The sequence below is a fragment of the Streptomyces sp. ITFR-6 genome, assembly GCF_031844725.1.
Taxonomy (GTDB): domain Bacteria; phylum Actinomycetota; class Actinomycetes; order Streptomycetales; family Streptomycetaceae; genus Streptomyces.
Genome location: NZ_CP134612.1, coordinates 4,013,970 through 4,039,123, shown reverse-complemented (window position 1 = coordinate 4,039,123; position 25,154 = coordinate 4,013,970). Strand labels below are relative to the sequence as shown.

Here is a 25,154-nt window from a genome sequence, read left to right as displayed (position 1 = left end):
CCCCAACAAAAGGGACTAACTATGCTCTGGGTATGTCAGAGCAGGGTCCGAGGGACTCGAAGGATTCGAAGGACTCCAAGGATTCGAAGGACTCCAAGGATTCGAGGCACCAGGAGCACTGGGAGCGTCAGGAGCGCCAGGGGCACACTGAGTACCCCGAGCACACCGCGCGCCCGGAGGGGCCGCTCGAAGCCGCGACGGAGGCGACCCGCAGTCTGCGGGGTCTGTCCACCGAACTCACCGCCCGCGTACCGCAGCTGTTGGAAGCCATGCGTTCCGTCGGCACAGGGCTCGAACTGCACACCACCCTCGACCGGATCTGCGAGACGGCGGCCGAACTGGCCCACGCCCGCTACGCGGCCATCGGTGTCGTGGACGAAGAGGGCAAGGGTCTCTCGGACTTCGTCACCTATGGAGTCCCGGAGCCGGTGGCGCGCGAGATCGGCCATCGGCCGGACGGACACCGGGGCCTGCTCGGCGCACTGATCCACGATCCCCGTCCCGTGCGGCTCGCGGATCTGACGGCCGATCCGAGGTTCGCCGGATTCCCGCCTGGCCACCCTCCGATGCGGACGTTCCTCGGCGTACCGATCCGGGTGCAGGGCGAGATCTTCGGCAATCTCTATCTGGCCGGGAAGGACGGCGGGGGCGAGTTCACCGACTACGACCTGCACATGGTGCGGGTGCTGGCCACCGAGGCGGGCATCGCCATCGGCAACGCCCGGCTGTACGAGGCCGCCCGGCAGCGGGAGCGGTGGATCGACGGCTCGGTGGCCGTGACCACCGCCCTGCTCTCCGGCGGGGACGCCGACGACGCGCTCGCGGTCGTGGCCGAACAGGCCCGCCACCTCGCCGCCTCCGCCGCCGGGATCGTGCTGCTGCCCGCGGAGGACGGCGGGCTGGAGATCGTCGCCGTGTCCGAGACGGAGCCGACCGGGGCGCTCGGGGTGATCATCCCGGCGCAGAGTCCGGTGGTGGGAATGCTGCTGGGCGGCGAGGCCGTCTTCGTGGACGACTCGGCCACCGACCCCCGCATGATCACCACGCTGGCGGACCGGTTCGGGCCGAGCATGCTGCTCCCGTTGCACAGCGGTGGCCGGGTGCTCGGCGCGCTCGCCACCCCGCGTGCCAGGGGCGGCCGGCCGTTCACGGAGACGGAGCGGATCCTCGCCGCCCAGTTCGCCTCGCAGGCGGCGCTGGCGCTGATGATGGCGGAGGCGCAGCGGGACCGGGAGCGGCTCGCGGTCTACGAGGACCGCGACCGGATCGCCCGCGATCTGCACGACCTGGTCATTCAGCGGCTGTTCGCCACCGGGATGATGCTGGAGAGCGCTCAGCGCCGGTCGGACGTCCCGGAGGTACAGACCGGCGTCGGCCGGGCGGTCGACGAGCTGGATGTGACCATCCAGGAGATCCGTACCGCCATCTTCGCGCTTCAGCAGGAACCGGCCGAGGCGCCGTCGGGGCTGCGTACCCGGGTGCTGCGCGAGATCAACATGGCGGCGGTCCCCCTGGGCTTCAAGCCGTCGCACCACTTCGTCGGTCCGGTCGACGCGGCGGTCGGCGAGCTGGCCGGAAAGAACCTGATCGCGGCGTTGCGGGAGGCTCTCTCCAACGCCTTCCGGCATGCCGTGGCGTCCCGGATCGACGTGGTCGTGGACGCGACCGCCACGCTTCCCGACGGGCGGGACGCGGTGCGGCTGACGGTCGCGGACGACGGCGTGGGCATCCCGCCGGGCGGCCGGCGCAGCGGACTGCGGAATCTGGCCCGCCGGGCGGAGTCGCTGGGCGGGGCCAGCTGGTTCGGACCCGGCCTGGGGGAGGACGGCGGCGGTACGGCGGTGGTGTGGCAGGCACCCCTGTGACGGCGGGGTGCGAACCGCGGTGCGGCCGGGTTCGCGTTTCCTCGATGGTCACCGCGGTGCGGCCGGGTTCGCGTTCCCTTCGGCGGTCACTCCCGTGCGGGGGGTTCGCGCTGGGTCAGCGGTCACTCCGGTGCAGGGGGTTCGCGCTCGGTCAGCGGTCACCGCGATGCGGGCTGGTCCGGACTCGTTCGGTGGTCACTGCCGTGCAGCGGGGAGTCCGCGTTCGTCCAGTCAGTGCTCACTGCGGGACAGCGCCCGCTCGGCGATGATCCGCTCGATGACGACCGCGACGCCGTCCTCGTTGTTGGTGACCGTGCGGCCGGTGGCCGCCGCCAGAGCGGCCGGGTGGGCGTTGCCCATCGCGTAGGAGGTGCCGGCCCAGCTCAGCATCTCCACGTCGTTGGGCATGTCACCGAAGGCGACGACCTCGGCGGGCGAGACGCCACGCTCGGCGCAGCACAGCTCCAGCGTGCTGGCCTTGGAGACGCCGGGTCCGCTGACCTCCAGGAGGGCGCTCGGACTGGACCGGGTGAACGAGGCCCGGTCGCCCGCAGCGGTACGGGCCAGGGCGAGGAAGTCGTCCGGGGCCAGTTCCCCGTGGTGCGCGAGGAGCTTCAGCACGGGGGCTCCGGTCCCGGGCAGCTCCTCGCGGAGCAGCTTCTCCGCGAGGGCCACGGTGGCACCGGGGTCGAGGTGGAAGGCCGGGTAGGCCGGCTCGTAGTGGATACCGGTGGTCAGCTCGACGGCGAAGGAGGTGCCGGGGACGGCCGCGCGCAGCGTGTGCACGACGTCGAGGGCGGCCTCCCGGTCCAGGTCGCGGACCTTCAGCAGCCGGCCGTCGTCGTGCAGGTCCGCGACGGCGGCGCCGTTGGCGCAGATCGCCAGGCCGTGGCCGTGGACGTGGTCGCTGACGACACCCATCCAGCGGGCCGGTCGGCCGGTGACGAAGAAGACCTCGATCCCGGCCTCCTCGGCGGCGGCGAGCGCCGCGACCGTACGGTCCGAGACGGTCTTGTCGTCGCGCAGGAGGGTGCCGTCCAGATCGGTGGCGATCAGCCGGGGAGCGGCCGGGAGAGGGTGATCGGTAGCTGAGGTCACCGGTCCATTCTCGCGTACCAGGGTGCACGGGCGTGCGTAGGGGCGCACATCTGAGTAGGCGCGCCCCTGAACAGGTGGTATCCCTCTGGCATATGCCAAGGGTTCCGCCTTGCGTCGCGACAGCCGGACTGGACATCCTGCCGAGGCGATCCGAGTGCCTGTTTCCGAGGACCTGATGGGGAGAGTAAGAGTGCAACTGTCTTTGAGCGAGCTGCAGTCCAGGGGCGCCGCGTTCCGGGAACTGCACAACGGGCCCGAACCCTTCGTGGTCCCCAACCCGTGGAACGCGGGCACCGCCCGGATTCTGGCCGGGCTCGGATTCTCGGCGCTCGCGACGACCAGTGCCGGTCTCGCCGTCGCTCTCGGCCTGCCGGACGGCGCGAATCTGCTGGACCGCGACACGGTGCTCGCCAACGCCGGGGAGATCGCCGCCGCGACGCCGCTGCCGGTCTCCGCCGACCTGGAGAGCGGCTTCGCGCAGACCCCGGAGGGCGTTGCCGAGACCATTCGCGCGGCGGCGGAGGCGGGGCTGGTGGGCGGCTCGGTCGAGGATGCCACCGGGCTTCACGATGACCCGGTCCGTCCGCTCGCCGAGGCGGTGGACCGGGTGACGGCGGCGGTGGAGGCGGCGCGCGGCCTGCCCTTCCCGTTCACCGTCACCGCACGCGCCGAGAACTTCCTATACGGGCGCCCCGACCTCGACGACACGGTCCGCCGCCTCCAGGCGTACGAGGAGGCGGGCGCCGACGTCCTGTACGCGCCCGGACTGCCGTCGGCCGAGGCGGTACGCACCGTGTGCGCCTCGGTCGGCCGACCGGTCAACGTCCTCGCAGGGAGCCAGCAGCCCGCGCTGGACGTGGCCACGCTCGCCGCCTGCGGGGTGCGCCGGATCAGCCTCGGTTCGACCCTGTCCCGGGCTGCCCTGGGCGGATTCGTCCGGGCAGCCCGTGAGGTGCTCGACCACGGGACCTTCGACTTCGCGGCACAGGCCCCGCCGTACGGAGACGTGAACCGGTGGCTGACAGGTCCGCGTGACGTCTGCTGACAGGTTCGCGTGACGTCTAGTGACGGGCGACCGGCTCCGGCGACAAGCTTCCCCGGGCGACTCGGCCGGACGACAGGGCGTCGGTACGTAGGCTCGGATCATGAGCCTGCGTCTGAGCACCGTGATTCTCCCCGTCGACCGCTGGCACGAGGGAGGCCGGGCGAAGTGGCAGCGCGCCGAGGAGCTCGGCTTTCATACGGCGTATACCTACGACCACCTCTCCTGGCGCACCTTCCGCGACGGTCCCTGGTTCGGTGCCCTGCCCACCCTCACCGCCGCCGCGACGGCCACCACCCGCCTCCGGGTGGGAACCCTCGTCACATCGGTCAAGCCTTTTTCACCTATCACGGCCTGAGCTAAGCGGATTCCCTTCGGCCGGCGAGTACAGCTGCCCGGTCGGATACCGAAGAGCTGTACACGGCCGCCGCACGGGTGGGCCACGTCGTCGACGCCGAGGCCGACATGGCCACCGTGCCCGGTCGGCGCAGTGCCATCTCGGACGGTCGCGTACGTAGCAGTCGAGGCAGGTTCACTCGTGCATGGCTGACCTCCCTGACGCTGTTCGCTCTGATGGCGAGATCGGCGCCCAGGGCGGACGTGGACCGGGCCACGGCGATCCTCCGCCTGACACATACGGTGCCTGCGGTAAAAGTCCCGTTCCCACCCGTGAAGGCATGGCCAGGGCTTGCCGGTGGGTGACAGCACGTGGTGGAGTCCGGTGGTGGGCGGGGCCACCTTCGGGAGCCCCCGGATGGTGCTAGGACGGAAACGAGTGGCACGGGTCGTCGTACGAGAAGTAAGCACGGGCTCGGGCGTGATGAGCGCATCACCGCTTGCCGCACCCGAGGCAACCGCGTGGGCGCGGGAGCTTCTCGACAGGGGCTGGGCGGCGGTGTTCCTGCCCGGAGAGCCGGCCCGCCTCGGGCGGCTCCTGCTGTGGCAGCCCGCCGGGGCGGTCGCCGGGGGCGGTGACGTGCCGACGGGTGTGGAAACCGACTCGGTGGAACTGGTGCTGCCACATGGCCGCTCGGTCAGACGACGCAGGGTGGACGGCTACGCGCTGCCGGTCGCGGTCGCCGTGTCCGCTCTGACCGGGGCTCAGCCACCGCACCCGTCCGCCGCAGCCTGGCAGGGCGCCGCCTGTTTCGCCCTGCGGCTGCTCGCCGACGGCCGCCTCCACCCGGCCCTCACTCCGGCCGGTTACGACACCTGGCGGGCGGGCCCCTTCACCGCTGCCCAGCGGCAGGCACTGGACGCCTTCGCCGCAGCCTTCCCACCCCATGCCCACTGCCTTCCCGAGCCCGGCCCGCCTCCGGTACGCATCGCCGAACCGGCCGCTCTGGTCCGCCAGTTCTGCGACGCGGTCGCCGACGACCTGGTCCGCACTCCGGCCGCGCCTTTCGCCGTGGGAGCGGTGCCGTACGTCTGGCGCGATACCCGGGCCGTGCCCGCGCTGCGCGATTGGGCCGAGGAGACCGCTGCCGCGTTGACCGCCGAGGTCGGCGTCTCGCTGCGTGTCGACGTGCCCGAGGGTCGACGACGGCAGTTCCGGGCTGTCCTTCAACTGCGCACCGCGGCGGATCCTGCGCTCGTCGTGGAGGCCGCACGGCTGTGGAGCGAGCCCGGTGAGGTGGAGAGGCTGCTCGGCCCACGCGCCGAAACCGAGACACTGCTCGCGCTGCGCCGCGGTGCCCGCGTCTGGCCCCCGCTCCAGCGACTGCTGGCGGACGCCGCTCCCGAACAGCTCCGGCTGACCGACGACGAGGCCTTCGACCTGCTGGGCGAAGCAACCGACGCGCTGCGTGCGGCCGGTATTGTCGTGCACTGGCCGCGTGCACTGGTCAAGGCGCTCACCGCGACTGCGGAGATCGGGCAGCGCACCGCTCCCGGTTCCAGCGCCGGCGGTCTGCTCGACGCCGACACTTTGCTCGACTTCCGTTGGCAGGTCTCGCTCGGCGGCGAACCTCTCACCGAGGCGGAGATGAATGCCCTTGCCGAGGCGCGCCGCCCTCTGATCCGGCTACGCGACCAATGGGTCGTCGCCGACCCGAAGCTGGTGGCCCGCGCGAAGCGCCGCCGGATGGAACCGCTCACCCCTATGGAGGCGCTGAGCGCCGCTCTGACCGGTGAGATGGAGCGGGACGGGGAGACGTTCGTCAGCGAGGCCGTCGGCGCGCTCGGCGATCTTGTCACCCGGATCCGTGATCCCGAGTCCCGCACTCCCGCAGCCCAGCCCGCCGCTCTCGAGGCCACATTGCGCGACTACCAGAAGCGGGGACTCGCCTGGCTGGCCGAGATGTGCGAACTCGGTCTCGGCGGCTGCCTCGCCGACGATATGGGCCTGGGCAAGACCATCACCCTGCTCGCCCTGCATCTCCACCGCCAGACCGCCCCCGCCACCGCTGGCCCCACCCTCGTCGTCTGCCCCGCCTCCCTGCTCGGCAACTGGCAGCGCGAGGCCGCCAGGTTCGCGCCGACCGTCCCCGTGCGCCGTTACCATGGCGGCGACCGCCACCTCGAGGACCTGGCCGACGACGAGATCGTCCTGGTCACCTACGGGGTGCTGCGGCGCGACCGTGACGTCCTCGCCGAGACCGCCTGGTCACTGATCGCCGCCGACGAGGCCCAGCACGTCAAGAACCCCTACGCCGTCACCGCCCGCGAACTGCGCACCCTGTCGGCCCGTGCCCGCGTCGCGTTGACCGGTACGCCAGTGGAGAACAACCTCTCCGAACTGTGGGCGCTCCTCGACTGGACCACCCCAGGGCTTCTCGGATCCCTGACCGCCTTCCGCGACCGGTACGCCCGCACCATCGAGACGGGCGCTGGGGACGGCGAGGGCTCGGTGGCCGCCGAGCGCTTGTCACGTCTCGTCCGCCCGTTCCTGCTGCGCCGCAAGAAGTCCGACCCTGGCATCGCACCCGAACTGCCGCCCAAGACCGAGACCGACCGCGTCGTCTCGCTGACGGCCGAGCAGACCAGCCTGTACGAGGCGGTGGTCCGCGAGACCATGGCGAAGATCGAGGAGTCCGAGGGCATCGCCCGACGCGGTCTGGTGCTGAAACTGCTCACCACGCTGAAGCAGATCTGCAACCACCCTGCCCAGTACCTGAAGGAGCACAGCCTGAGCCGGTCCACGTCGCTCGCCGGCCGCTCCGGCAAGCTCGATCTGCTCGACGAACTGGTCGACACCATCATCGCCGAAGGCGAATCAGTGCTGGTCTTCACCCAGTACAAGCAGATGGCTGCCCTCCTGGAGAGCCATCTCGCCGAGCGCGGCATCCCCACCCTCTTGTTGCACGGCGGCACCCCCGTCACCCGGCGCGAGGAAATGGTGGAACGCTTCCAGCGCGGTGAGGTTCCGGTGTTCCTCCTGTCGTTGAAGGCGGCCGGCACCGGACTCAACCTGACCCGCGCCACTCATGTCGTGCACTACGACCGCTGGTGGAACCCGGCTGTCGAGGACCAGGCCACCGACCGCGCCTACCGCATCGGCCAGGACCAGCCCGTCCAGGTCCACAAGCTCATCGCGGAGGGAACCGTGGAGGACAAGGTGGCGAAACTGCTCGATTCCAAGCGCGCGCTCGCCGACGCCGTCGTCGGCTCCGGCGAGGCCGCCCTGACGGAACTGTCCGACGCCGACCTTGCCGAACTCGTCGCCCTGGGGAGGCAGTCATGAGCCCCTCGGTCCCCGGCCCGCGCCGTGCGCCCGCCCGCGGCAAGCGCGCTTTCGCCGCCACCTGGTGGGGCCAGGCATGGGTCACCGCCCTGGAGGACTCCAGCCTGGACACCGGGCGCCTGACACGCGGCCGCACCTACACCCGCAAGGGCATGGTCGGCCCGGCCACCTTCGCCCCGGGCCAGGTCAAGGCCGCCGTCCGGGGCAGCCAGCCGCGCCCGTACCGCTCCTCCGTCCACCTGCCCGTCCTCACCGACACCCAGTGGGCCACCCTGCTCGACACCATCGCGGCCCGCGCCGGCCATCTCGCCGCGCTCCTCGACGACGAGATGCCCGCCGAACTCGTCGACGACGCCCGCCAAGCGGGCGTCCCCCTCCTCCCGCAGCCCACCGAACTCGACCCCGAGTGTTCCTGCCCCGACTGGGGGTACCCCTGCAAGCACGCCGCCGCGCTCTGCTACGCCATCGCCGCCACCATCGACGCCGACCCGTTCGTGCTCTTCACGCTGCGCGGCCGCAGGCGGGAGGAGGTCCTCGCCGAGCTGCGCGCGCGCCGTAGGGCAAAACAGGAGACTGCCGCCCCATCGGCCCCGACGGGCATCCCGGCCGGCGCCGCTTACAACCGCTGGGCCGAACACACCCCACGGCTTCCCGAACTCCTCGCCCCGGCCGCCCACGCCGCCGCGCTCCCCGTCGCTCCGCCTTCCGGCACCGGACTGTCCACAACGGATCTGGAACGCCTCATGACCGACACCGCCGCACGCGCAGCGCGGCTTCTCGCGGGCGACACCACCGGTCTGCACCTGACCCAGCACCAGGACGCGGTGCGGATCGCCGCCAGCGGCCCCGGACCCGAATGGTTCCACCGCCTGGTCCAGAACACCGGCACCAGACCGATCGCGTTCGCCCGCCTCACCCGCGCCTGGCGCCACGGCGGCCCCACCGGACTGATCGTCGCCGAACAGCCGCACACCCCTGATCCGGTGGTGATGAAGGCCGCCCGCACCGCCCTGACCGCGGCCCTCGTCGAGATGGCCCCCGGCCCCGCCCCTCTCCGCGCCTGGCACAACCGCCTCACCCTCACCGAGCACGGCATTCAACTCCGCCTGGGCCCCGGCGCCCGCTGGTACCCCTATCTCCGGGACGATGACGGCCAATGGTGGCCCGCAGCGTCGCCGGATGCCGACCCGGTCGGCGCGCTCACCTCGGTCTGGAGCCGGACCGGGACGTGACATCGGCGGTGGTGAGCACGGCATTGGCCGATACCCGGTACCGGCATACGGTGGGCAGCCATCGCGGATGGGGAGGTCCGAATGCGTCAGGGCGACGCCGAATGCGAGGCAGCGCTGGACGAGACGATGGAAATCCTTCGGTGCTGGGCACGAGAAGGTCGTACCGATGGCTGGTACAAGTCCCTGAGCGAAGTACTGAAGGCGAAAGGCCACCACGTCCACTACCGCGGCCCGATCATCAGCCGCTCAGTGACGCCTGTCGCCGTGACAGCGAAGGGATCGAGCCGATGCTGTCTTCCATCGCGATCCTGAAAGCGACCTCCAGGTCGGCGGGCCCGTTCTTCGAGTTGTCGGGCGGAGCCCCGTTTCACCGGAGGGCGGCGACTGGACCTGGGAAGAAAAGCGCGCCCGCGTCTCCGGCGCGCTACCGCGAGGGCTGAAGGGCCGTGGCACCGCTCCGGAGTGCACGGACGCGACGCGTACCGACGCGGCCGCAGCCGGTGGCATCCGCTCCCCCTGGTCGCTCGCGGTCACAAGAACATAGGGTCGCAGTCATGCGACTGAGCACCGTGATCCTTCCCGTCCAACGTTGGAGCAAGGGACGACAGATCTGGCGGCGTGCGGAAGACCTTGGGTTCCACGCCGCCTACACCTACGACCACCTGTCCTGGCGCACCTTCCGGGACGGACCGTGGTTCGGAGCGCTGCCCACGCTGACCGCGGCGGCGACCGCCACCGAGCGTCTGCGCCTGGGCACCCTCGTGACATCCCCGAACTTCCGTCATCCGGTTTCGCTCGCCAAGGAGCTGATTTCCCTCGACGATATTTCCGGCGGACGGGTCACGCTGGGGATCGGGGCGGGCGGGAACGGCTTCGACGCCACAGCGCTGGGGCAGGAGGCGTGGACGCCGCGCGAGCGCGCTGACCGCTTCGGCGAGTTCGTGCCGCTGCTCGACCGGCTGCTCACGGAGGACGCGGTGACGCAGGAGGGGGTTTTCTACTCGGCGGTCGAGGCCCGGAACATCCCGGGCTGCGTGCAGCGTCCCCGGCTGCCTTTCGCCGTCGCCGCCACCGGCCCGCGCGGGCTCAGGCTCGCCGCGCGGTACGGGCAGGCGTGGGTGACCACGGGCGACCCGAAGCTGTACGAGGAGGGCACACCGGCGCAGTCGGACGAGGCGCTGCGCGGGCAGGTCCTGAGGCTCGGGGCGGCGTGCGGGGAGGCCGGGCGGGATGTGGCCGAGCTGGAAAAGGTTCTGCTCACGGCGTTCACCCCGGACCGCTCCAGGATGCTCGATTCGGTGGATGCCTTCGTGGACTTCGCGGGCCGGCACCGTGAGATCGGCTTCACCGAGATCGTGGTCCATTGGCCGATTCCCGACTCCGACTTCGCGGCCGAGCAGGGCGTCTTCGAGCGCATCGCGACGGAAGCCGTCCAGCAGCTGGGTTGAGCTGCCGTTGTCCCGTTTCCGAAGGGGTGAGGAGGTGGATCCGGGCCGCTGGAGCCCTGCCACCGCCTCGCTCCCGGGTCAGCCGGGCAGGCGCAGGAACTCCGGGGGCACCGCGTCGGTGAGCCAGACTCCGTTGGCGCTGACGCGGAAGGTGTGACCGGCCAGGTGCATCGCGCCGGTGTCCACGGACAGCACGACGGGCCGGCCGCGCCGGGCGCCGACGCGGGTCGCCGTCTCACGGTCCGGCGAGAGGTGTACGTGGGTGCGGTTCATCGGCCGCAGCCCCTCGCTCCGGATCGCGTCCAGGAACCGGCCGACCGTGCCGTGGTAGAGGTACGCGGGCGGCTCGGCCGGCGGCAGGTCCAGGTCCACAGCGACGGTGTGCCCCTGGCTCGCCCGGATGCGGCCGCCCTCGACGGCGAATCGCTGCTTGTCGTTCGAGGCGACCACATGGTCGAGCTCGGCCCGGGTGAGCGGGAAGCGGTGGAGGGCCGTGGCCCTTAGCAGGTCGTCGATGGCCACCCAGCCGTGTGCGTCGAGCTGGAGTCCGATCCGTTCCGGCTGATGCCGCAGATGCTTCGAGAGGTACTTCGACACCTTCACGGTGCGTCTTTCGTCCATCCGTCCAAGGTGCCCGCGGCGCCTTCTCCGGCGCATCCGGATTTCGTTCCGGATCCACAGCGGAAATTTTTGTGCACAGGTTTGATCCACAGCCAACTCAGGTTATCCACAGGCAATTTGGCGATCCTGTGGACAAGTGGCGTACGTTTTAATGCACTTGGCCAAGTTTCTTTGCTTTTGAGTGAGATGAGGTAAGTGTATCCAATGTCCTTGCCTGTACCTCACGTTCGGTGGCTGCGGTGATGAAGGCTGCGGCCTGTTGCCGACCAACAAGACGCTCCACGGCCGTGATTGTCGCGGGGGGCAAAGCTACCGGTACCGGCGGATGCGCGGTGACTCCCGAGGTGAAGGGCTCCTCCGTCGTGAGGTGGTGCTCCAGGTGACGGGTGGCGAACGTCTGCATCGCCCGCGCGAGTTCGGCGTCCACCGTCTGCCGGGCCAGCGGGCGGAGCCTGCGCACCAGTGCCGCGGCCTCGGCGGCGTCCGCGTCGGTCGGCGGCCGATGGCCGAGATAGCGGGCGAAGACGTGCTCCGTCGTGAACTCCAGGAAGCGGGAGGCTATCTGCTCGACCTGGCCCCGAAGTTCCCGCAGGTGTCCGGAGATCGCGCTGAGCGGTACGCCTGCCGCGTGCAACTCAACCGCTACCGACAGCTCCTGGGGGCTCGGCACCAGGAACTCGTCGTCGCGGCCGGGAATCCGCTCCAGCACCCCGAGGTCCACCGCCTCCGCGACAGCCTGCTCGTCCTGGGCGCCGCCGAACCTCACATCCAGCTCGGCCCGCGTGATCCGGTCCGCCCGCTCATCGGTCCACGGCCCGTGGACCTCCGCGACGAGCCCGAGTACTCCCCCGAGGCCCCGCCCGGTGTCCCACGCCTCCAGCAACTCCTTGATGCTGGCCAGGGTGTAGCCGCGGTCGAGCAGGTCGGCGATCTGCCGGAGCCGGGCGAGATGGGTGTCCCGGTACACATTGGCCCGGCCCCGCCGTTCCGGAGTCGGCAGCAGCCCCCGGTCCTGATAGGCGCGGATCGTGCGGACTGTGGCACCGCTGGCATGCGCCAGATCCTCGATGCGGTACTCCGCGGCCGCCTGTCCGGTCGCCCGTCCGGCCGCCGGACCCGGGCCGCTCACAGCGGCGGCTTCAGCCGGGCGATGCCGCGCAGGGCGCCGGGGCTGAGCCGGGACAGGAACCGGGCCGCGTGCGACTCCGGCGTCACCGCTACGACGGCCTGATTGCGGACGACCGCCCGCAGGACCGCCTCTGCCACCTTCTCCGGCGGGTAGTTGCGGGCTCCGTACAGTTTGCTCGTCCGCTTCCGCAGCCGCTGCTCCTCCGTCGCGTCGGCCCCGGCGAAATGGGTGGTCGCGGTGATGTTCGTGTTCACGATGCCGGGGCAGACCGCGCTCACCCCGATCGACTTCTCGGCGAGCTCGGCGCGCAGGCATTCGCTGAGCATCAGCACGGCGGCCTTCGACGTGCTGTACGCCGGGAGCGCGCGTGACGGCTGATACGCGGCCGCGGAGGCAGTGTTGACGATATGGCCGCCCTGTCCGCGCTCGGCCATCTGCTTGCCGAAGAGCCGGCAGCCGTGGATGACCCCCCAGAGGTTGACGTCGAGGACCTGCTTCCAGTCCTCGACGGTCGTGTCCAGGAACGAGCCGGACAGCCCGATCCCGGCGTTGTTGACCAGGACGTCGACGATCCCGTACTCGGTGGCGACCTTCTCCGCCAGCTTCTCCATGGCCGCCTCGTCACTGACGTCGACCATTTCCGCCCAGGCGGCCGGGGCGCCGATCAGCCCGGCCAGTTCGGCGGTACGGGCCGCCCCGTCCGCGTCCCGGTCCACGGCGACCACCCGGGCACCCGCCTCCGCGAAGGCGAACGCGGTGGCCCGCCCGATCCCGCCGGCCGCACCCGTCACCAAGACGAGCTGCCCGCCGAACCGCTCCGCGTGCGCACCCTTCGGGACGGTGTCCTGCACCGGGATGCCGCCCTGTGTGGCGGACTCGTTGGCGGCGGCGAACTCGTTGATCCAGGAGGCCAGCTGGTCCGGCCTGGTGCGCGGCACCCAGTGCTTGGCCGGCAGCGAGCGGCGGGTCAAAGCCGGTACCCATGCGTCGAGTCCGTCGTAGAGCTGCTCCGAGAGGAAGATGTCACCTGTCGGGGTGATCAGCTGGACCGGCACGTGCGCGTAGGCGTCGGCGCGGGGCCTGCGCAGCCGGGCCCGGACGTTGTCGCGGTAGAGCCAGGCCCCGTGCGCCGCGTCATCGGGCAGGGAGGCCGTCGGGTAGTCGCCCGGCGGGACCTTCTCCAGCCGCTCCAGGATGCCGGGCCACCGCTTGCCGAGCGGCCCGCGCCAGGCGAGCTCCGGCAGGACCGGGATATGCAGCATGTACACGTACCAGGACTTGGCGCCCTGGCCCAGCAACTGGCCGACCCGGCGGGGAGTGGGCCGGGCCATCCGCTGCTTGATCCAGTGCCCGAAGTGGTCCAGGGAGGGACCGGACATCGAGGTGAAGGACGCGATCCGGCCCTCCGTACGGCTGACCGTCGCGAACTCCCAGGCCTGGACCGAACCCCAGTCGTGCCCGACCACGTGCACCGGCCGGTCCGGGCTCACCGCGTCGGCGACGGCCAGGAAATCGTCGGTCAGTTTCTCCAGGGTGAAGCCGCCGCGCAGCGGAACGGGCGCCGTCGAGCTGCCGTGGCCGCGCACGTCGTACAGCACGACGTGCCATCGCTCGGCCAGTTGCCGCGCGACCTGCGTCCAGACCTCCTTGCTGTCCGGGTAGCCGTGCACGAGCACGATCGTCGGACGCGTCGCCTCACCCAGCTCGACGACGCACAGCTCGATACCGCCCGTGGACACCCGGCGCTCGCGCGCCCCCGACAGATCCAGCAGACTCATGCCGCCACCCTCTCCTCGGCCCAGCGCCGCACATGCGGCAGATCGTCGTCCAGCCAGAAGGCGCTCTGCTCGGGGTCCCGTGAGTCGGTGACGACCAGGATCTCCTCGAACTTCGCGCCGGTACCCCGGAATCCGAGATGGGGCTCGACCGCCCACAGCCCCGGCTGCGGCGGATGACCGGAGAAGCGGTACGGACTCCAGAGCGGCGACCAGCCCTCCCGGTGCCCGTGGACCGCGTCACTCAGCAGCCCCTTGAGGGACTGGCTGCCGAATCCGAACACCTTTGGCGACCAGCGTCGTTCGGTGACCCGGTCGACCTTGTGGGCGATGACGCCGAACGGATACGCGCGGTGCCGGTTGGCGTAACCCTGCCTGATCATCAGGCGGTCGACGTCCTCGTATATCTCGCGCAGCGGGCGCCGCTCGCGCACCTCGCGCAGGATCAGCTCGCGGTGCGTCTCCAGGTCGGCGAGCAGCCTGTCGTGCAGCGGGTTGAGCCCCAGGCAGCCCGAGTAGCCGACGTCGGCGGTGAATCCTTTGTACACAGGCGCCATGTCGAGTATGAACGGCATCCCCGGCTCCAGCCGCCGGTCGGTCGGGAAGAACTGCAGCGGCACCTTGAAGCCGGTGAACGCCGTGCGGTCCCCGAACCAGGCGAAGGGGAGATGGAACCAGTCCCGCACTCCGCGCCGGCTCAGCCACTCGCGCTGCATCCGGGCCGCCTCCCGCTCGGTCACCCCAGGCCGCAGACGGGCGGCGACCGCTTCCGCGCAGGCGTACGCGAGGCGTTGCACTTCTCTGAACCCCTGGAGCTCCGGGGCCTGTTGGCCGATCACTCGCGAAGCCATGCCACCGTCCGTTCCCTGCCGTGTGCGGTACGTGCCCGTAACGTGACACTGATGAATGTGACAATGTCCGGCGGCTACGTCAAGAGGTCCGCCGGACCTGTGGACAACTCAAGAGGTCCGCCGGACCTGTGGAAATCTTCAGAGATCCGCCGGACCCCTGGACTCCTCCTTCCTGGACTCCTCCTTCCTGGGGTCCCCCTACGGGTCCGTACATCTGGAGTCTGACGAGAATCCAGCCGCCAGGTCTGACGACCGTTGTGGCCCGCGCCACTAACGTCATTGATGTGACAGTCATTGCGACCGAAAGCCTGAGCAAGCGGTTCCCACGGGTGACCGCTCTTGACCGGCTCTCCTTGGATATCGGCCCCGGTGTGACCGGACTGGTGGGCGCCAACGGAGCCGGCAAGTCCACGTTGATCAAGATCCTGCTGGGTCTGTCTCCCGCCACAGAGGGCCGGGCCGCGGTGCTCGGGCTCGATGTCTCGACCAGCGGCGCCGCCATCCGGGAACGGGTCGGCTACATGCCCGAGCACGACTGCCTGCCGCCCGACGTCTCGGCCACCGAGTTCGTCGTCCACATGGCGCGGATGTCCGGGCTGCCGCCCACCGCGGCGCGCGAACGCACCGCGGACACCCTGCGCCACGTCGGTTTGTACGAAGAGCGCTACCGTCCCATCGGCGGCTACTCGACCGGTATGAAGCAGCGGGTGAAGCTGGCCCAGGCGCTGGTCCACGACCCGCAGCTGGTCCTCCTCGACGAGCCGACCAACGGGCTGGACCCGGTCGGCCGCGACGAGATGCTCGGCCTGATCCGGCGGGTGCACACGGACTTCGGCATCTCGGTCCTGGTCACCTCGCACCTCCTGGGCGAACTGGAACGCACCTGCGACCACGTCGTCGTCATCGACGGCGGAGCACTCCTGCGCTCCAGCTCCACCAGCGACTTCACCCAGACCACCACGACCCTCGCGGTCGAGGTCACCGACAGCGACACCCACCCCGACGGGACCGACGCCCTGCGCCGGGCCCTCACGGACACGGGGATCAAGCTGGTGGGCCTCGACGGGCTGGACGCGGAGGGGCTGCCGGGTGCGGGCCACATCCTGCTGATCGAGGCGACCGGCGAGGAGACTTACGACACCGTCCGCGACAGCGTCGCCGCTCTCGGCCTCGGCCTCGTCCGGATGGAACAGCGCCGCCACCACATCGCCGAGGTCTTCCGTACCGAAGAGGCACCGGCAGCGCAGGCCGTGGCGCGGAACGCGTCCGTGGCCGCCGGAGCCGTACAGCAGAAGGGGAGCGGTAGCGATGAGCACTGAGACCGGCGCCGCGATCGGGAGCGAGACCTCCCGGATCCACAACATCGGCTACCGCGCCTATGACGGCCCCCGCCTCGGCCGGGCCTACGCGCGCCGCTCCCTCTACTCGCAGTCCCTGCGCGGTTCGTTCGGGCTCGGCCGGTCGGCCAAGTCCAAGGTGCTGCCCATGCTGCTGTTCGGCGTGATGTGCCTGGTCGCGGCGATTATCGTGGCGGTGGCCATCAACATCCCCGACTCGACGAAGCTGCCGGTCAAGTACACCTCCTATGCGATCTACCTGCAGGCGGTCATCGGGCTGTTCCTGGCCTCGCAGGCACCGCAGTCGGTCTCCAGGGACCTTCGCTTCAAGAGCGTGCCGCTGTACTTCTCCCGGCCGATCGAACGGGGCGACTACGTCATCGCCAAGTTCGCCGCCATGGCCTCCGCGCTCTTCGTCCTCACCGGGGCGCCGCTCGTCATCCTCTACGCGGGTGCTCTGCTGGGGAAGTTCGACTTCGGCGACCAGACCAAGTGGTTCGCCCAGGGGATGGTCTCGGTGGCGCTGCTCTCCGTGCTCTTCGCCGGTCTCGGCCTCGTGATGGCCGCGCTCACCCCGCGCCGGGGCTTCGGCGTCGCCGCGGTGATCGCCGTACTCACCATCTCCTACGGTGCGGTCTCCACCGTCCAGGGCATCGCCTGGTCGACGGGGTCCACCGGAGCCGTCCCGTGGCTGGGACTGTTCTCGCCGATCACGCTGATCGACGGGGTACAGACCGCCTTCCTCGGAGCCGACTCCGCCTTCCCCGGAGGGGAAGGCCCGGGAGCGGGTGCCGGAGTGGTCTATCTGATCGTTGTTCTCGCGCTCGTCGCCGGCTCGTACGCCGTACTGATGCGCCGCTACCGGAGGGTCGGGCTGTGACCACCATCGAGATCGACCACACCTCCCGCTGGTTCGGCAACGTGGTCGCCGTCAACGACGTGAGCATGACCGTGGGGCCGGGCGTCACCGGTCTGCTGGGTCCCAACGGCGCCGGCAAGTCCACGCTGATCAACATGATGGCCGGATTCCTCGCCCCGTCCACGGGCACCGTCACGCTCGACGGAAAGGCGATCTGGCGGAACGAGGCCGTCTACCGGGACATCGGCATCGTGCCCGAGCGGGAGGGCATGTACGAATTCCTGACCGGCCGCGAGTTCGTGGTGGCCAATGCCGAACTGCACGGTCTGGGCGACGCGGAGGCGGCCGCCTCGCTGGCCACGGTCCAGATGGAGTACGCGCAGGACCGCAAGATCTCGACGTACAGCAAGGGCATGCGCCAGCGCGTGAAGATGGCCTCCGCGCTGGTCCACGACCCGTCCGTGCTGCTGCTCGACGAGCCGTTCAACGGAATGGACCCGCGTCAGCGGATGCAGCTGATGGAACTGCTGCGACGGATGGGGGCGGAGGGCCGCACGGTCCTCTTCTCCTCCCACATCCTCGAAGAGGTCGAGCAACTCGCCTCGCACATCGAGGTGATCGTGGCCGGCCGGCACGCCGCGTCCGGTGACTTCCGGAAGATCCGCCGGCTGATGACGGACCGCCCGCACCGCTATCTCGTACGGTCCAGCGACGACCGCGCGCTCGCCGCCGCGCTCATCGCGGACCCGTCGACAGCCGGGATCGAGGTGGACCTGGGCGAGAACGCCCTGCGCATCCAGGCGGTCGACTTCGGACGGTTCACCACGCTGCTGCCGAAGGTCGCACGTGATCAGGGCATTCGCCTTCTGACCGTTTCGCCGTCCGACGAGTCCCTCGAATCGGTCTTTTCCTATCTCGTAGCGGCCTGAGTAGTGGCCTGAAAGGAGCTGTGACGTCATGTACGACCCCACAGTCGCCCGGCTCACCTACCGGGCCCTGCTCGGCCGGCGCCGGGCCGCCATCCTCTTCATCCTGCCCGCACTGCTGGTGGTCATCGCGGTCGCGGTCCGGATGTTCGCCGGGGCCGATGACCAGGTCGCCTCGGATGTGCTGGGCGGCTTCGCCATCGCCACCATGGTGCCGCTGATCGGCGTGATCGCCGGAACCGGAGCCATCGGGCCGGAGATCGACGACGGCTCGATCGTCTACCTGCTCGCGAAGCCGGTGACCCGGCCGACGATCATCTTCACCAAGCTGATCGTGGCGATCGCCGTGACGATGGTCTTCTCGGCGGTGCCCACCATGATCGCCGGCCTGATCCTCAACGGCAACGGCCAGCAGATCGCGGTGGCGTACACGATCGCCGCCCTGGTCGCCTCGATCGCCTACAGCGCGCTGTTCCTCCTGCTGGGCACGGTCAGCCGGCACGCGGTGGTCCTCGGACTCGTCTACGCCCTGGTCTGGGAAGCCCTCTTCGGCAGCCTGGTCCCCGGTGCGCGCACGCTCAGCGTTCAGCAGTGGTCCCTCGCGCTGGCGGAGAAGGTCGGCGGGGGCGCCGCCATCTCCTCCGACGTCGGACTGCCGCTCGCGACCGTACTGCTGATCGCGGTCACCGTGGTGGCGACCTGGTACGCGGGCCAGAAGCTGCGCACCCTGAAGCTCGCCGGCGAGGAGTGAGCACGGACATCCAGTGATGCGACAACCCCCGTCCGGCGGACGGGGGTTGTCGCATGTCGGACAGTATTACGCGTAACTGTACGGATATCGGTTCGTTGTTCCGGGTGCGTGGAGGCAACTGGAATCCGAGACGTCGAGCTTTCGTGAATTCGGGGATTGCCGATGCCGGTGGGACGCGCCTGATGGCGACACCCATCGGGTCGGTCGTAGAGCAAGTGGCAACCGTGAGCGTCCTCCGGCCCTGAAGCCCGGGGAGAGGGCTGTCCCCGTAGCTCTCACGATCGGAAGGCATGCTCATGCCCACGGAAATCGCCCTGCTCGAATCGCGCGCGCTGCGCGTCGAGCAGATGGGGCGGGTCGACGCTCTGGACAAGGTGAAGAGCCTTGTCATGCTCCCGGACGGAATTCACGTCCGCACCGAGGACGTGGCTCGGTACTTCGAAGTATCCACAGAGGTCGTCAAGAAGGTGATCCAGCGCCACCGCGCGGAGATGGAGGAGAACGGCCTGAGGCTGCTGCGCGGCTCTGACCTGCGTGTTTTTAATAGGGACATGATGTCCCTATTGGATGGAGGGCAGGGAGAGAGTTATCCACAGGCGCACGCGCAGCTCACGCTCTACACCCGCAGGACCGTCCTCAACGTCGCGATGCTTCTTCGCGACAGCGACATCGCGCGCTGCGTCCGTACGTACCTCCTCGACGCCGAGCAGGATCTGCGGGCGGGATACGCCTCGCTCGAACACCGCGTCACCCGGGTCGAGAGCTGCCTGGCCGGTGTCGGCGCCGCCCTCCAGGAGCTGGGACCGGTCCTCAACCGGATGTCGCTCCGGCTCGACAGCCTCGACCGGAGGCTGGAGGTCACCCAGCAGGTGATCGGGGCCCTGAGCGTGCGGCTGGGCGGAGTGTCGGAGGACATCGTCCGGCTGGACGGGCGGATGGACGAGCTCGCACGGAACCTGAAGGATCTGAGCCGCCGCAGCAGGAACCGCTGAGCAGCCGATGTCCGGTGCCCGCCGCCCGTAAATGAGTGGCACCGGACATCGGGAGCGCGGCACAGTAGGCGGTACGGCACCCGCCGGGAACGGCACCGCAGACCGGGAGAGGAGCGCGGCGATGACCGAGAGTCCGAGTCCGTCCAGCTCCCAGCGAGGCTTGCCCGAGCGGGCCGCGAAGTAGTCAGCGACTGCTTCGGACAGGCCGCTTCGAGCAGCACGCCGGGGCGGCCGTTCATGCGCATCGCGCGTGGCCGCCCTCCCCTGGAGGATTGGCCGAGTGGTAAGGCAGCGGCTTGCTAAGCCGTCGTCGGGGTGCGAACCCCGCGCGCGTTCGATCCGCGCATCCTCCGCTTCAGCAGCAAACGCACTCAGGCAGCAGACCTCGGAGGCTTCTGGCCTCTGAGGCAGGCCGGCCCTAAGGCTGCTGGAGCAGCCGCTCCAGCACCACGGCGATCCCGTCGTCCTGGTTCGACGCGGTGACCTCGTGGGCCACTTTCTTCAGGTCCTCGTGCGCGTTGGCCATCGCCACACCGTGCCGCGACCAGGCGAACATCGGGATGTCGTTCGGCATGTCGCCGAAGGCGATCGTGTCCGCCGCCTTCACGCCCAGCCGACGTGCGGCCAGCGAGAGGCCGGTGGCCTTGCTGAGTCCGAGCGGCAGGATCTCCACGACCCCCGGTCCTGCCATGACCACGTCGACCAGATTGCCGACCGCCGCCCGCGCGGCCTTCGCCAGCGCGTCGTCGTCCAGATCCGGGTGCTGTATGTAGACCTTGTTGAGCGGGGCCGCCCACATCTCGGCCGGGTCCTGGACGAAGACGGCAGGCAGCGGACCCTCCTGAACGCGGTAGCCCGGACCGACCAGCACCTCGCCGTCCAGCCCGTCGCGGCTGGCCGCCAGCGCCAGCGGACCGATCTCCGCCTCCACCTTGGACAGTGCGAGACCGGCGAGCTGCCGGTCCAGCGTCAGCGAGGTCAGCAGCTTGTGCTCGCCCGCGTGGTAGACCTGCGCGCCCTGACCGCAGACGGCCAGGCCCTCGTAGCCCAGGTCGTCCAGGATGTGCCGGGTCCACGGGACGGCGCGGCCAGTGACGACGATGTGCGCCGCACCGGCTGCGGTGACCGCGGCCAGTGCCTCGCGCGTGCGCCCGGAGACCGTGTCGTCGTCACGCAGCAGCGTGCCGTCGAGGTCGGTCGCGACGAGCTTGTAGGGAAAGGTCACTTGGCGACCGGCTCAAGGACCTCGCGCCCGCCCAGGTAGGGGCGGAGCACCTCGGGAACCCGTACCGAACCGTCGGGCAGCTGGTGGTTCTCCAGGATCGCCACAATGGTCCGCGGGACGGCGCAGAGCGTGCCGTTCAGCGTGGACAGCGGCTGGAGCACCTTCTTGCCGTCGCGGTTGTCGCGCATCCTGACGGACAGCCGGCGCGCCTGGAAACCGTCGCAGTTGGACGCGGAGGTCAGCTCGCGGTACTTGCCCTGGGTCGGGATCCACGCCTCGCAGTCGAACTTCCTGGAGGCCGAGGAGCCCAGGTCGCCGGTGGCGACATCGATCACCTGGAAGGGCAGCCCGAGAGCGGTGAGCCACTGCTTCTCCCAGTCCAGCAGCCGCTGGTGCTCGGCCTGGGCCTCCGCCGGGTCGACGTACGAGAACATCTCGACCTTGTCGAACTGGTGGACCCGGAAGATACCTCGGGTGTCCTTGCCGTACGTACCGGCCTCGCGGCGGAAGCACGGCGAGAAGCCCGCGTAGCGCAGCGGCAGCTTGTCCGCGTCGATGATCTCGTCCATGTGGTACGCCGCGAGCGGTACCTCGGAGGTACCGACCAGGTAGAAGTCGTCCTTCTCCAGGTGGTACACGTTCTCCGCGGCCTGGCCGAGGAAGCCGGTGCCCTCCATGGCGCGCGGGCGGACCAGCGCCGGGGTGAGCATCGGGACGAAGCCGGCCTCGGTGGCCTGGGCGATCGCCGCGTTGACGAGAGCGAGCTCCAGCAGCGCGCCGACGCCCGTCAGGTAGTAGAAGCGCGAACCGGACACCTTGGCGCCGCGTTCCATGTCGATCGCGCCGAGCGCCTCGCCGAGCTCCAGGTGGTCCTTGGGCTCGAAGCCCTCCGCACCGAAGTCGCGGATGGTGCCGTGCGTCTCCAGGACGACGAAGTCCTCCTCGCCGCCGACCGGCACGTCCTCGTGGACGATGTTGCCGAGCCGCAGCAGCAGGCTCTTGGTCTCCTCGTCGGCCTCGCCCTGCGCCGTGTCGGCCGCCTTGACGTCGACCTTGAGCTGTTCGGCCTTCTTCAGGAGCTCGGCGCGCTCCTCCGGAGAGGCCTTGGGGATGAGCTTGCCGAGCGATTTCTGCTCGGAACGGAGCTCGTCGAACCGAACCCCGGACGACCTGCGCCGTTCGTCGGCGGAGAGAAGGGCGTCGACGAGCGCGACGTCCTCTCCACGGGCGCGCTGGGAGGCGCGAACACGGTCGGGGTCCTCACGGAGCAGGCGAAGGTCAATCACCCCTCCAGGCTACCGGTGTCGGCTTCCTTAGCTCGAACCGATATTGGCAAGCGTGTCACTTTGCCCGAATTGCCGGTATTGGTAATGCTGAAGGGAAATCCACCGCGCATGCGTGACGGGTCGTGAGTGGTGGCGTCAATAAAAAGGCCCTATTCCCCTAAATGGGGCAGAAGGGTTCATGGGTCTTGACGTACCGGCCTTGTCTGGAAGGGGAGTTGACCCTCACTTGTCCACAGGGGTGGACGACTCCAGAAAGTTATCCACAGGCTGTGAAGAAGATCTGTGGACGCGAGGGAGATCATTCCGGGAGTGGCGCGAGAGCTCACGGAATCGCTCTTCAAACCCGCCCTGCACGCTCGTTCGGGTGGGAATTCCTCGCCTAAAGAGTTGATCAATGGAATTGAGGTGACACCGGACGTCCTGCCGGTCTGTGGACGGGTCTGGGTCGACTGGGGAGATTTGTCGACCATGTCGCATTGCGGTGTCGACTTGTCCCCAGGTCGAGGCGCGCGCCTGTGGATAACTTTTCCGGTGATGACAATCCGCTGATCGCACCGGAACCGTGGGTACGCGGAAGCACCGGCGCCCCCAGCCTGACGGCCGGAGGGCACCGATGGGCGGCGGACCGTCAGGCCCGCCCGTCCAGGTTCCGGGCCAGCCAGTCCGAGGCCACCGTGAACTCCGCGTCCGACGTGCCCGCACGCAACGGGCCCACGTCCGCAAGCGTCACACCGGCCCGCGGATACGAGCCGAGGAAGCGGACGTTCGGGCAGATCCGCTTCAGCCCCATCAACGCCTCGCCCACCCGGCGGTCGGAGATATGGCCCTCGGCGTCCACCGCGAAGCAGTAGTTGCCGATCCCCGCACCCGTCGGCCGGGACTGGATCAGCATCAGGTTCACCCCGCGCACCGCGAACTCCTGGAGCAGTTCGAGCAGCGCACCGGGATGGTCGTCGCCCAGCCAGATGACCACCGACGTCTTGTCCGCACCGGTCGGCGCCGCCGGCCGGGCCGGGCGCCCCACCAGAACGAAACGGGTCTGAGCGTTCTCCGCGTCGTGGATCTCCGTCACCAGCGGTTCGAGCCCGTACGTCGCCGCGGCGAACTCACCGGCGAACGCGGCGTCGTACCGGCCTTCCTGCACGAGCCGGGCGCCGTCCGCGTTGGACGCCGCCGACTCCCATACGGCCTGCGGGAGATGGGCGGCCATCCAGTTGCGGACCTGCGGCTGCGCGGCCGGGTGCGCGGTGACCGTCTTCACGTCGGACAGCTTGGTGCCGGGGCGCACGAGCAGCGCGAAGGTGATGGAGAGCAGCACCTCGCGGTAGATCATCAGCGGTTCACCGCTGGTGAGCTGGTCGAGGGTGGTGGTGATGCCGCCCTCGACGGAGTTCTCGATCGGTACGAGTGCCGCGGCGGCCGTGCCGTTGCGCACCGCGTCCAGGGCCGCCGGCACGGAGACCATCGGGACGAGTTCGCGGGTGGCGGCTTCCGGGAGCGTACGGAGGGCGACCTCGGTGAAGGTGCCTTCTGGGCCGAGATAGGCGTAGCGCGTGGCGGACATACCGTCACCCTAATGCGCGGTGACGGCTCAAAAGTCCAGGACCGTTGAGCCGTTTCGGCTCGGGCCTCCGGGACTGTTGAGCCGTTTCGGCTCAGGACTCCAGCAGCCGCTGCCCTACGTACTCCCCGGCCGCCGCCCCGCCCGGCACCGCGAACAGCCCGCTCGCCTCGTGGCGCAGGAAGGGGGAGAGCGCGTCTCCCCGGTCGAGTTTGCGCTGCACCGGTACGAAGCCCCGCAGCGGATCCGCCTGCCAGCAGATGAACAGCAGCCCGGCGTCCGGAGTGCCGTCCGTCGCGATGCCGTCGTGGTACGAGAACGGGCGGCGGAGCATCGCCGCTCCACTGTTGCGCTCGGGGGAGGAGATCCGGGCGTGCGCGTTGTCGGGGATCAGGAGTTTCCCGTCGGGGCCCGCCTTGTCGAGATCCATGGCGGTGGTCTCGGTGCCGCCGCTCAGCGGGGCGCCGTCCGTCTTGCGCCTGCCGATGACGCGTTCCTGACGTTCCACCGGGAGCTTCTCCCAGTCGTCGAGCAGCATCCTGATCCGGCGGACGACCGCGTACGAGCCGCCGGCCAGCCATTCGTACTTCGTGTCACCGCCGCCGGACGGGACGAAGACGCGCCGGTCGAAGTCGCTGTCGGCCGGTTTCGGATTGCCGGTGCCGTCGATCTGGCCCATCAGATTGCGGGCGGTCATCGGCTTGGCGGTGGCGCCGGGTGTGCGGTTGAAGCCGTTCATCTGCCAGCGAACGGCGGCCGTCGAAGCGGCCTCCTTCTGTACGGCTCGCAGTGCGTGGAACGCGACGAGCGCGTCGTCGGCGCCGATCTGCACCCAGAGGTCGCCGTCGGAGCGGGCGCTGTCGAGGTGGTCGGCGGAGAACGGCGGCAGCGGGTCCAGCCCCGGCGGACGGCGGTCGGCCAGGCCCGTGCGTTCGAAGAAGGTGGCGCCGAAGCCGAAGGTGACGGTCAGCGAGGACGGCCCGGCATCCAGCGCGATGCCGGTGTCGTGCCCTGTGCCGTCCGCCGCACCACCGGCGGTGGGCTCGCCGGCCATCAGCCGCTGTGCGGCGGCTGACCAGCGGCGCATCAGGGCGGCCGCCTCCTTCCGGCCGGCGCCGGGGGCCAGGTCGAAGGCGATGAGATGGCCGCTCGCCTGGAGCGGGGTGGTGATCCCCGGCTGATGTTTCCCGTGAAACATCACCTCGGAGGAGCCGACGGAGGTCAGGGCGGTCGGTGCGTCGTCCCGCGTCGCGGCGTAGCCGGCCGCGCCTCCGGCCGCCCCGAGCACCAGCCCGGTGGCCCCGGCCGCTCCGGCGGTGCCGAGCATCCGTCGCCGCGAGAGGGCGCCGGGGTGGTGTGAACCGGCGCCCCCGGATCCGCCGCTCCCCTTCCCTGTGCCGCCGGCGGTCGCTGCCTTGCCCGCACTGCTTGCATTACCTGCGGTGCCTGTGATTTTCGAACTTTTTGCGCTCAC

The 25,154-nt window shown here is 70.0% G+C and carries 19 protein-coding genes, 1 tRNA gene and 1 pseudogene; 12 read left to right on the top strand and 9 right to left on the bottom strand.

Annotated elements, in window-relative coordinates; translation table 11 throughout:
• The first annotated feature begins 32 nt into the window (after positions 1-32).
• A complete protein-coding gene (locus RLT59_RS18255) occupies positions 33-1,865 on the top strand; it encodes a GAF domain-containing sensor histidine kinase (protein ID WP_311304384.1) in 1,833 nt (610 codons plus the stop codon).
• Between the two features lie 231 nt (positions 1,866-2,096).
• On the opposite strand, the gene RLT59_RS18250 is transcribed toward RLT59_RS18255, so the two are convergent.
• Positions 2,097-2,963, bottom strand: a complete 867-nt coding sequence (locus RLT59_RS18250) for a Cof-type HAD-IIB family hydrolase (RefSeq protein ID WP_311304383.1) — start codon at positions 2,961-2,963, stop codon at positions 2,097-2,099.
• A 190-nt stretch (positions 2,964-3,153) separates the two neighbouring features.
• Between RLT59_RS18250 and RLT59_RS18245 the strand changes: the two genes are divergently transcribed.
• The 5 genes and pseudogenes from RLT59_RS18245 to RLT59_RS18225 all read left to right on the top strand — a co-directional run bounded on the left by RLT59_RS18245 (position 3,154) and on the right by RLT59_RS18225 (position 10,367).
• On the top strand, positions 3,154-4,008 hold the full coding sequence (locus RLT59_RS18245; RefSeq protein ID WP_311304382.1) for an isocitrate lyase/PEP mutase family protein: 855 nt from the start codon (positions 3,154-3,156) through the stop codon (positions 4,006-4,008).
• Positions 4,009-4,108: 100 nt separating this feature from the next.
• Positions 4,109-4,357 (top strand): annotated as a pseudogene (locus tag RLT59_RS18240) (LLM class flavin-dependent oxidoreductase); the annotation flags it as partial.
• Positions 4,358-4,825: 468 nt separating this feature from the next.
• Positions 4,826-7,687: an SCO1167/SCO6262 family helicase gene (locus RLT59_RS18235; protein ID WP_311304381.1), complete on the top strand. Its 2,862-nt coding sequence runs from the start codon at positions 4,826-4,828 to the stop codon at positions 7,685-7,687.
• On the top strand, positions 7,684-8,919 hold the full coding sequence (locus RLT59_RS18230) for an SWIM zinc finger family protein (protein ID WP_311304380.1): 1,236 nt from the start codon (positions 7,684-7,686) through the stop codon (positions 8,917-8,919). The genes RLT59_RS18235 and RLT59_RS18230 overlap by 4 nt, the downstream gene beginning before the upstream one ends.
• A 554-nt stretch (positions 8,920-9,473) precedes the next feature.
• A complete protein-coding gene (locus RLT59_RS18225) occupies positions 9,474-10,367 on the top strand; it encodes an LLM class flavin-dependent oxidoreductase (protein WP_311304379.1) in 894 nt (297 codons plus the stop codon).
• A 78-nt stretch (positions 10,368-10,445) separates the two neighbouring features.
• Here the strand turns inward: RLT59_RS18225 and RLT59_RS18220 are convergent, their stop codons facing one another.
• From RLT59_RS18220 to RLT59_RS18205, 4 genes are all read right to left on the bottom strand, one after another.
• Positions 10,446-10,988 (bottom strand): RNA 2'-phosphotransferase, encoded by a 543-nt coding sequence (locus RLT59_RS18220; RefSeq protein WP_311304378.1) that lies wholly within the window; start codon positions 10,986-10,988, stop codon positions 10,446-10,448.
• 148 nt (positions 10,989-11,136) lie between these two features.
• Positions 11,137-12,117: a MerR family transcriptional regulator gene (locus tag RLT59_RS18215; RefSeq protein WP_311304377.1), complete on the bottom strand. Its 981-nt coding sequence runs from the start codon at positions 12,115-12,117 to the stop codon at positions 11,137-11,139.
• Positions 12,114-13,895 (bottom strand): SDR family oxidoreductase, encoded by a 1,782-nt coding sequence (locus tag RLT59_RS18210; RefSeq protein ID WP_311304376.1) that lies wholly within the window; start codon positions 13,893-13,895, stop codon positions 12,114-12,116. Before RLT59_RS18210 ends, RLT59_RS18215 begins: the two co-directional genes overlap by 4 nt.
• The gene (locus RLT59_RS18205) at positions 13,892-14,743 is read right to left on the bottom strand and encodes a M24 family metallopeptidase (protein ID WP_311304375.1); all 852 of its coding nucleotides are present in this window, start codon (positions 14,741-14,743) and stop codon (positions 13,892-13,894) included. The genes RLT59_RS18210 and RLT59_RS18205 overlap by 4 nt, the downstream gene beginning before the upstream one ends.
• Before the next feature lie 329 nt (positions 14,744-15,072).
• Here RLT59_RS18205 and RLT59_RS18200 point away from each other — a divergent pair, with 329 nt between their 5' ends.
• The 6 genes from RLT59_RS18200 (at position 15,073) to RLT59_RS18175 (ending at position 19,961) form a co-directional block, all read left to right on the top strand.
• Positions 15,073-16,062, top strand: a complete 990-nt coding sequence (locus RLT59_RS18200) for an ABC transporter ATP-binding protein (RefSeq protein ID WP_311304374.1) — start codon at positions 15,073-15,075, stop codon at positions 16,060-16,062.
• Entirely contained in the window at positions 16,052-16,960 is a 909-nt protein-coding gene (locus RLT59_RS18195) for an ABC transporter permease (RefSeq protein ID WP_311304373.1), read from the top strand. The genes RLT59_RS18200 and RLT59_RS18195 overlap by 11 nt, the downstream gene beginning before the upstream one ends.
• Entirely contained in the window at positions 16,957-17,868 is a 912-nt protein-coding gene (locus RLT59_RS18190) for an ABC transporter ATP-binding protein (RefSeq protein WP_311304372.1), read from the top strand. Before RLT59_RS18195 ends, RLT59_RS18190 begins: the two co-directional genes overlap by 4 nt.
• Before the next feature lie 28 nt (positions 17,869-17,896).
• Positions 17,897-18,616, top strand: coding sequence for an ABC transporter permease (locus RLT59_RS18185; protein ID WP_311304371.1), 720 nt, complete (start codon positions 17,897-17,899; stop codon positions 18,614-18,616).
• Between the two features lie 296 nt (positions 18,617-18,912).
• The gene (locus tag RLT59_RS18180; RefSeq protein ID WP_311304370.1) at positions 18,913-19,608 is read left to right on the top strand and encodes a hypothetical protein; all 696 of its coding nucleotides are present in this window, start codon (positions 18,913-18,915) and stop codon (positions 19,606-19,608) included.
• 266 nt (positions 19,609-19,874) lie between these two features.
• A tRNA-Ser gene (locus RLT59_RS18175) sits at positions 19,875-19,961 on the top strand.
• Between the two features lie 65 nt (positions 19,962-20,026).
• Here the strand turns inward: RLT59_RS18175 and RLT59_RS18170 are convergent.
• The 4 genes from RLT59_RS18170 to efeB all read right to left on the bottom strand — a co-directional run bounded on the left by RLT59_RS18170 (position 20,027) and on the right by efeB (position 25,133).
• Positions 20,027-20,833 carry an HAD family hydrolase gene (locus tag RLT59_RS18170; RefSeq protein ID WP_311304369.1) on the bottom strand — a complete coding sequence of 269 codons (807 nt, stop codon included), beginning with the start codon at positions 20,831-20,833 and terminating at the stop codon, positions 20,027-20,029.
• Positions 20,830-22,119: a serine--tRNA ligase gene (gene serS, locus RLT59_RS18165; RefSeq protein ID WP_311304368.1), complete on the bottom strand. Its 1,290-nt coding sequence runs from the start codon at positions 22,117-22,119 to the stop codon at positions 20,830-20,832. Before serS ends, RLT59_RS18170 begins: the two co-directional genes overlap by 4 nt.
• A 628-nt stretch (positions 22,120-22,747) precedes the next feature.
• A complete protein-coding gene (gene pheA / locus RLT59_RS18160; RefSeq protein WP_311304367.1) occupies positions 22,748-23,683 on the bottom strand; it encodes a prephenate dehydratase in 936 nt (311 codons plus the stop codon).
• 91 nt (positions 23,684-23,774) lie between these two features.
• The gene (efeB, locus tag RLT59_RS18155) at positions 23,775-25,133 is read right to left on the bottom strand and encodes an iron uptake transporter deferrochelatase/peroxidase subunit (protein WP_311307767.1); all 1,359 of its coding nucleotides are present in this window, start codon (positions 25,131-25,133) and stop codon (positions 23,775-23,777) included.
• Positions 25,134-25,154: the final 21 nt, after the last annotated feature.

What these genes read in the sequence shown, in the direction of transcription:
- RLT59_RS18255 (WP_311304384.1), top strand. Translation starts at nt 33, where the DNA reads ATGTCAGAGCAGGGTCCGAGGGACTCGAAGGATTCGAAGGACTCCAAG.
- RLT59_RS18235 (WP_311304381.1), top strand. Translation starts at nt 4,826, where the DNA reads ATGAGCGCATCACCGCTTGCCGCACCCGAGGCAACCGCGTGGGCGCGG.
- RLT59_RS18230 (WP_311304380.1), top strand. Translation starts at nt 7,684, where the DNA reads ATGAGCCCCTCGGTCCCCGGCCCGCGCCGTGCGCCCGCCCGCGGCAAG.
- RLT59_RS18225 (WP_311304379.1), top strand. Translation starts at nt 9,474, where the DNA reads ATGCGACTGAGCACCGTGATCCTTCCCGTCCAACGTTGGAGCAAGGGA.
- RLT59_RS18220 (WP_311304378.1), bottom strand. Translation starts at nt 10,988, where the DNA reads ATGGACGAAAGACGCACCGTGAAGGTGTCGAAGTACCTCTCGAAGCAT.
- RLT59_RS18210 (WP_311304376.1), bottom strand. Translation starts at nt 13,895, where the DNA reads ATGAGTCTGCTGGATCTGTCGGGGGCGCGCGAGCGCCGGGTGTCCACG.
- RLT59_RS18205 (WP_311304375.1), bottom strand. Translation starts at nt 14,743, where the DNA reads ATGGCTTCGCGAGTGATCGGCCAACAGGCCCCGGAGCTCCAGGGGTTC.
- RLT59_RS18195 (WP_311304373.1), top strand. Translation starts at nt 16,052, where the DNA reads ATGAGCACTGAGACCGGCGCCGCGATCGGGAGCGAGACCTCCCGGATC.
- RLT59_RS18185 (WP_311304371.1), top strand. Translation starts at nt 17,897, where the DNA reads ATGTACGACCCCACAGTCGCCCGGCTCACCTACCGGGCCCTGCTCGGC.
- RLT59_RS18180 (WP_311304370.1), top strand. Translation starts at nt 18,913, where the DNA reads ATGCCCACGGAAATCGCCCTGCTCGAATCGCGCGCGCTGCGCGTCGAG.
- pheA (WP_311304367.1), bottom strand. Translation starts at nt 23,683, where the DNA reads ATGTCCGCCACGCGCTACGCCTATCTCGGCCCAGAAGGCACCTTCACC.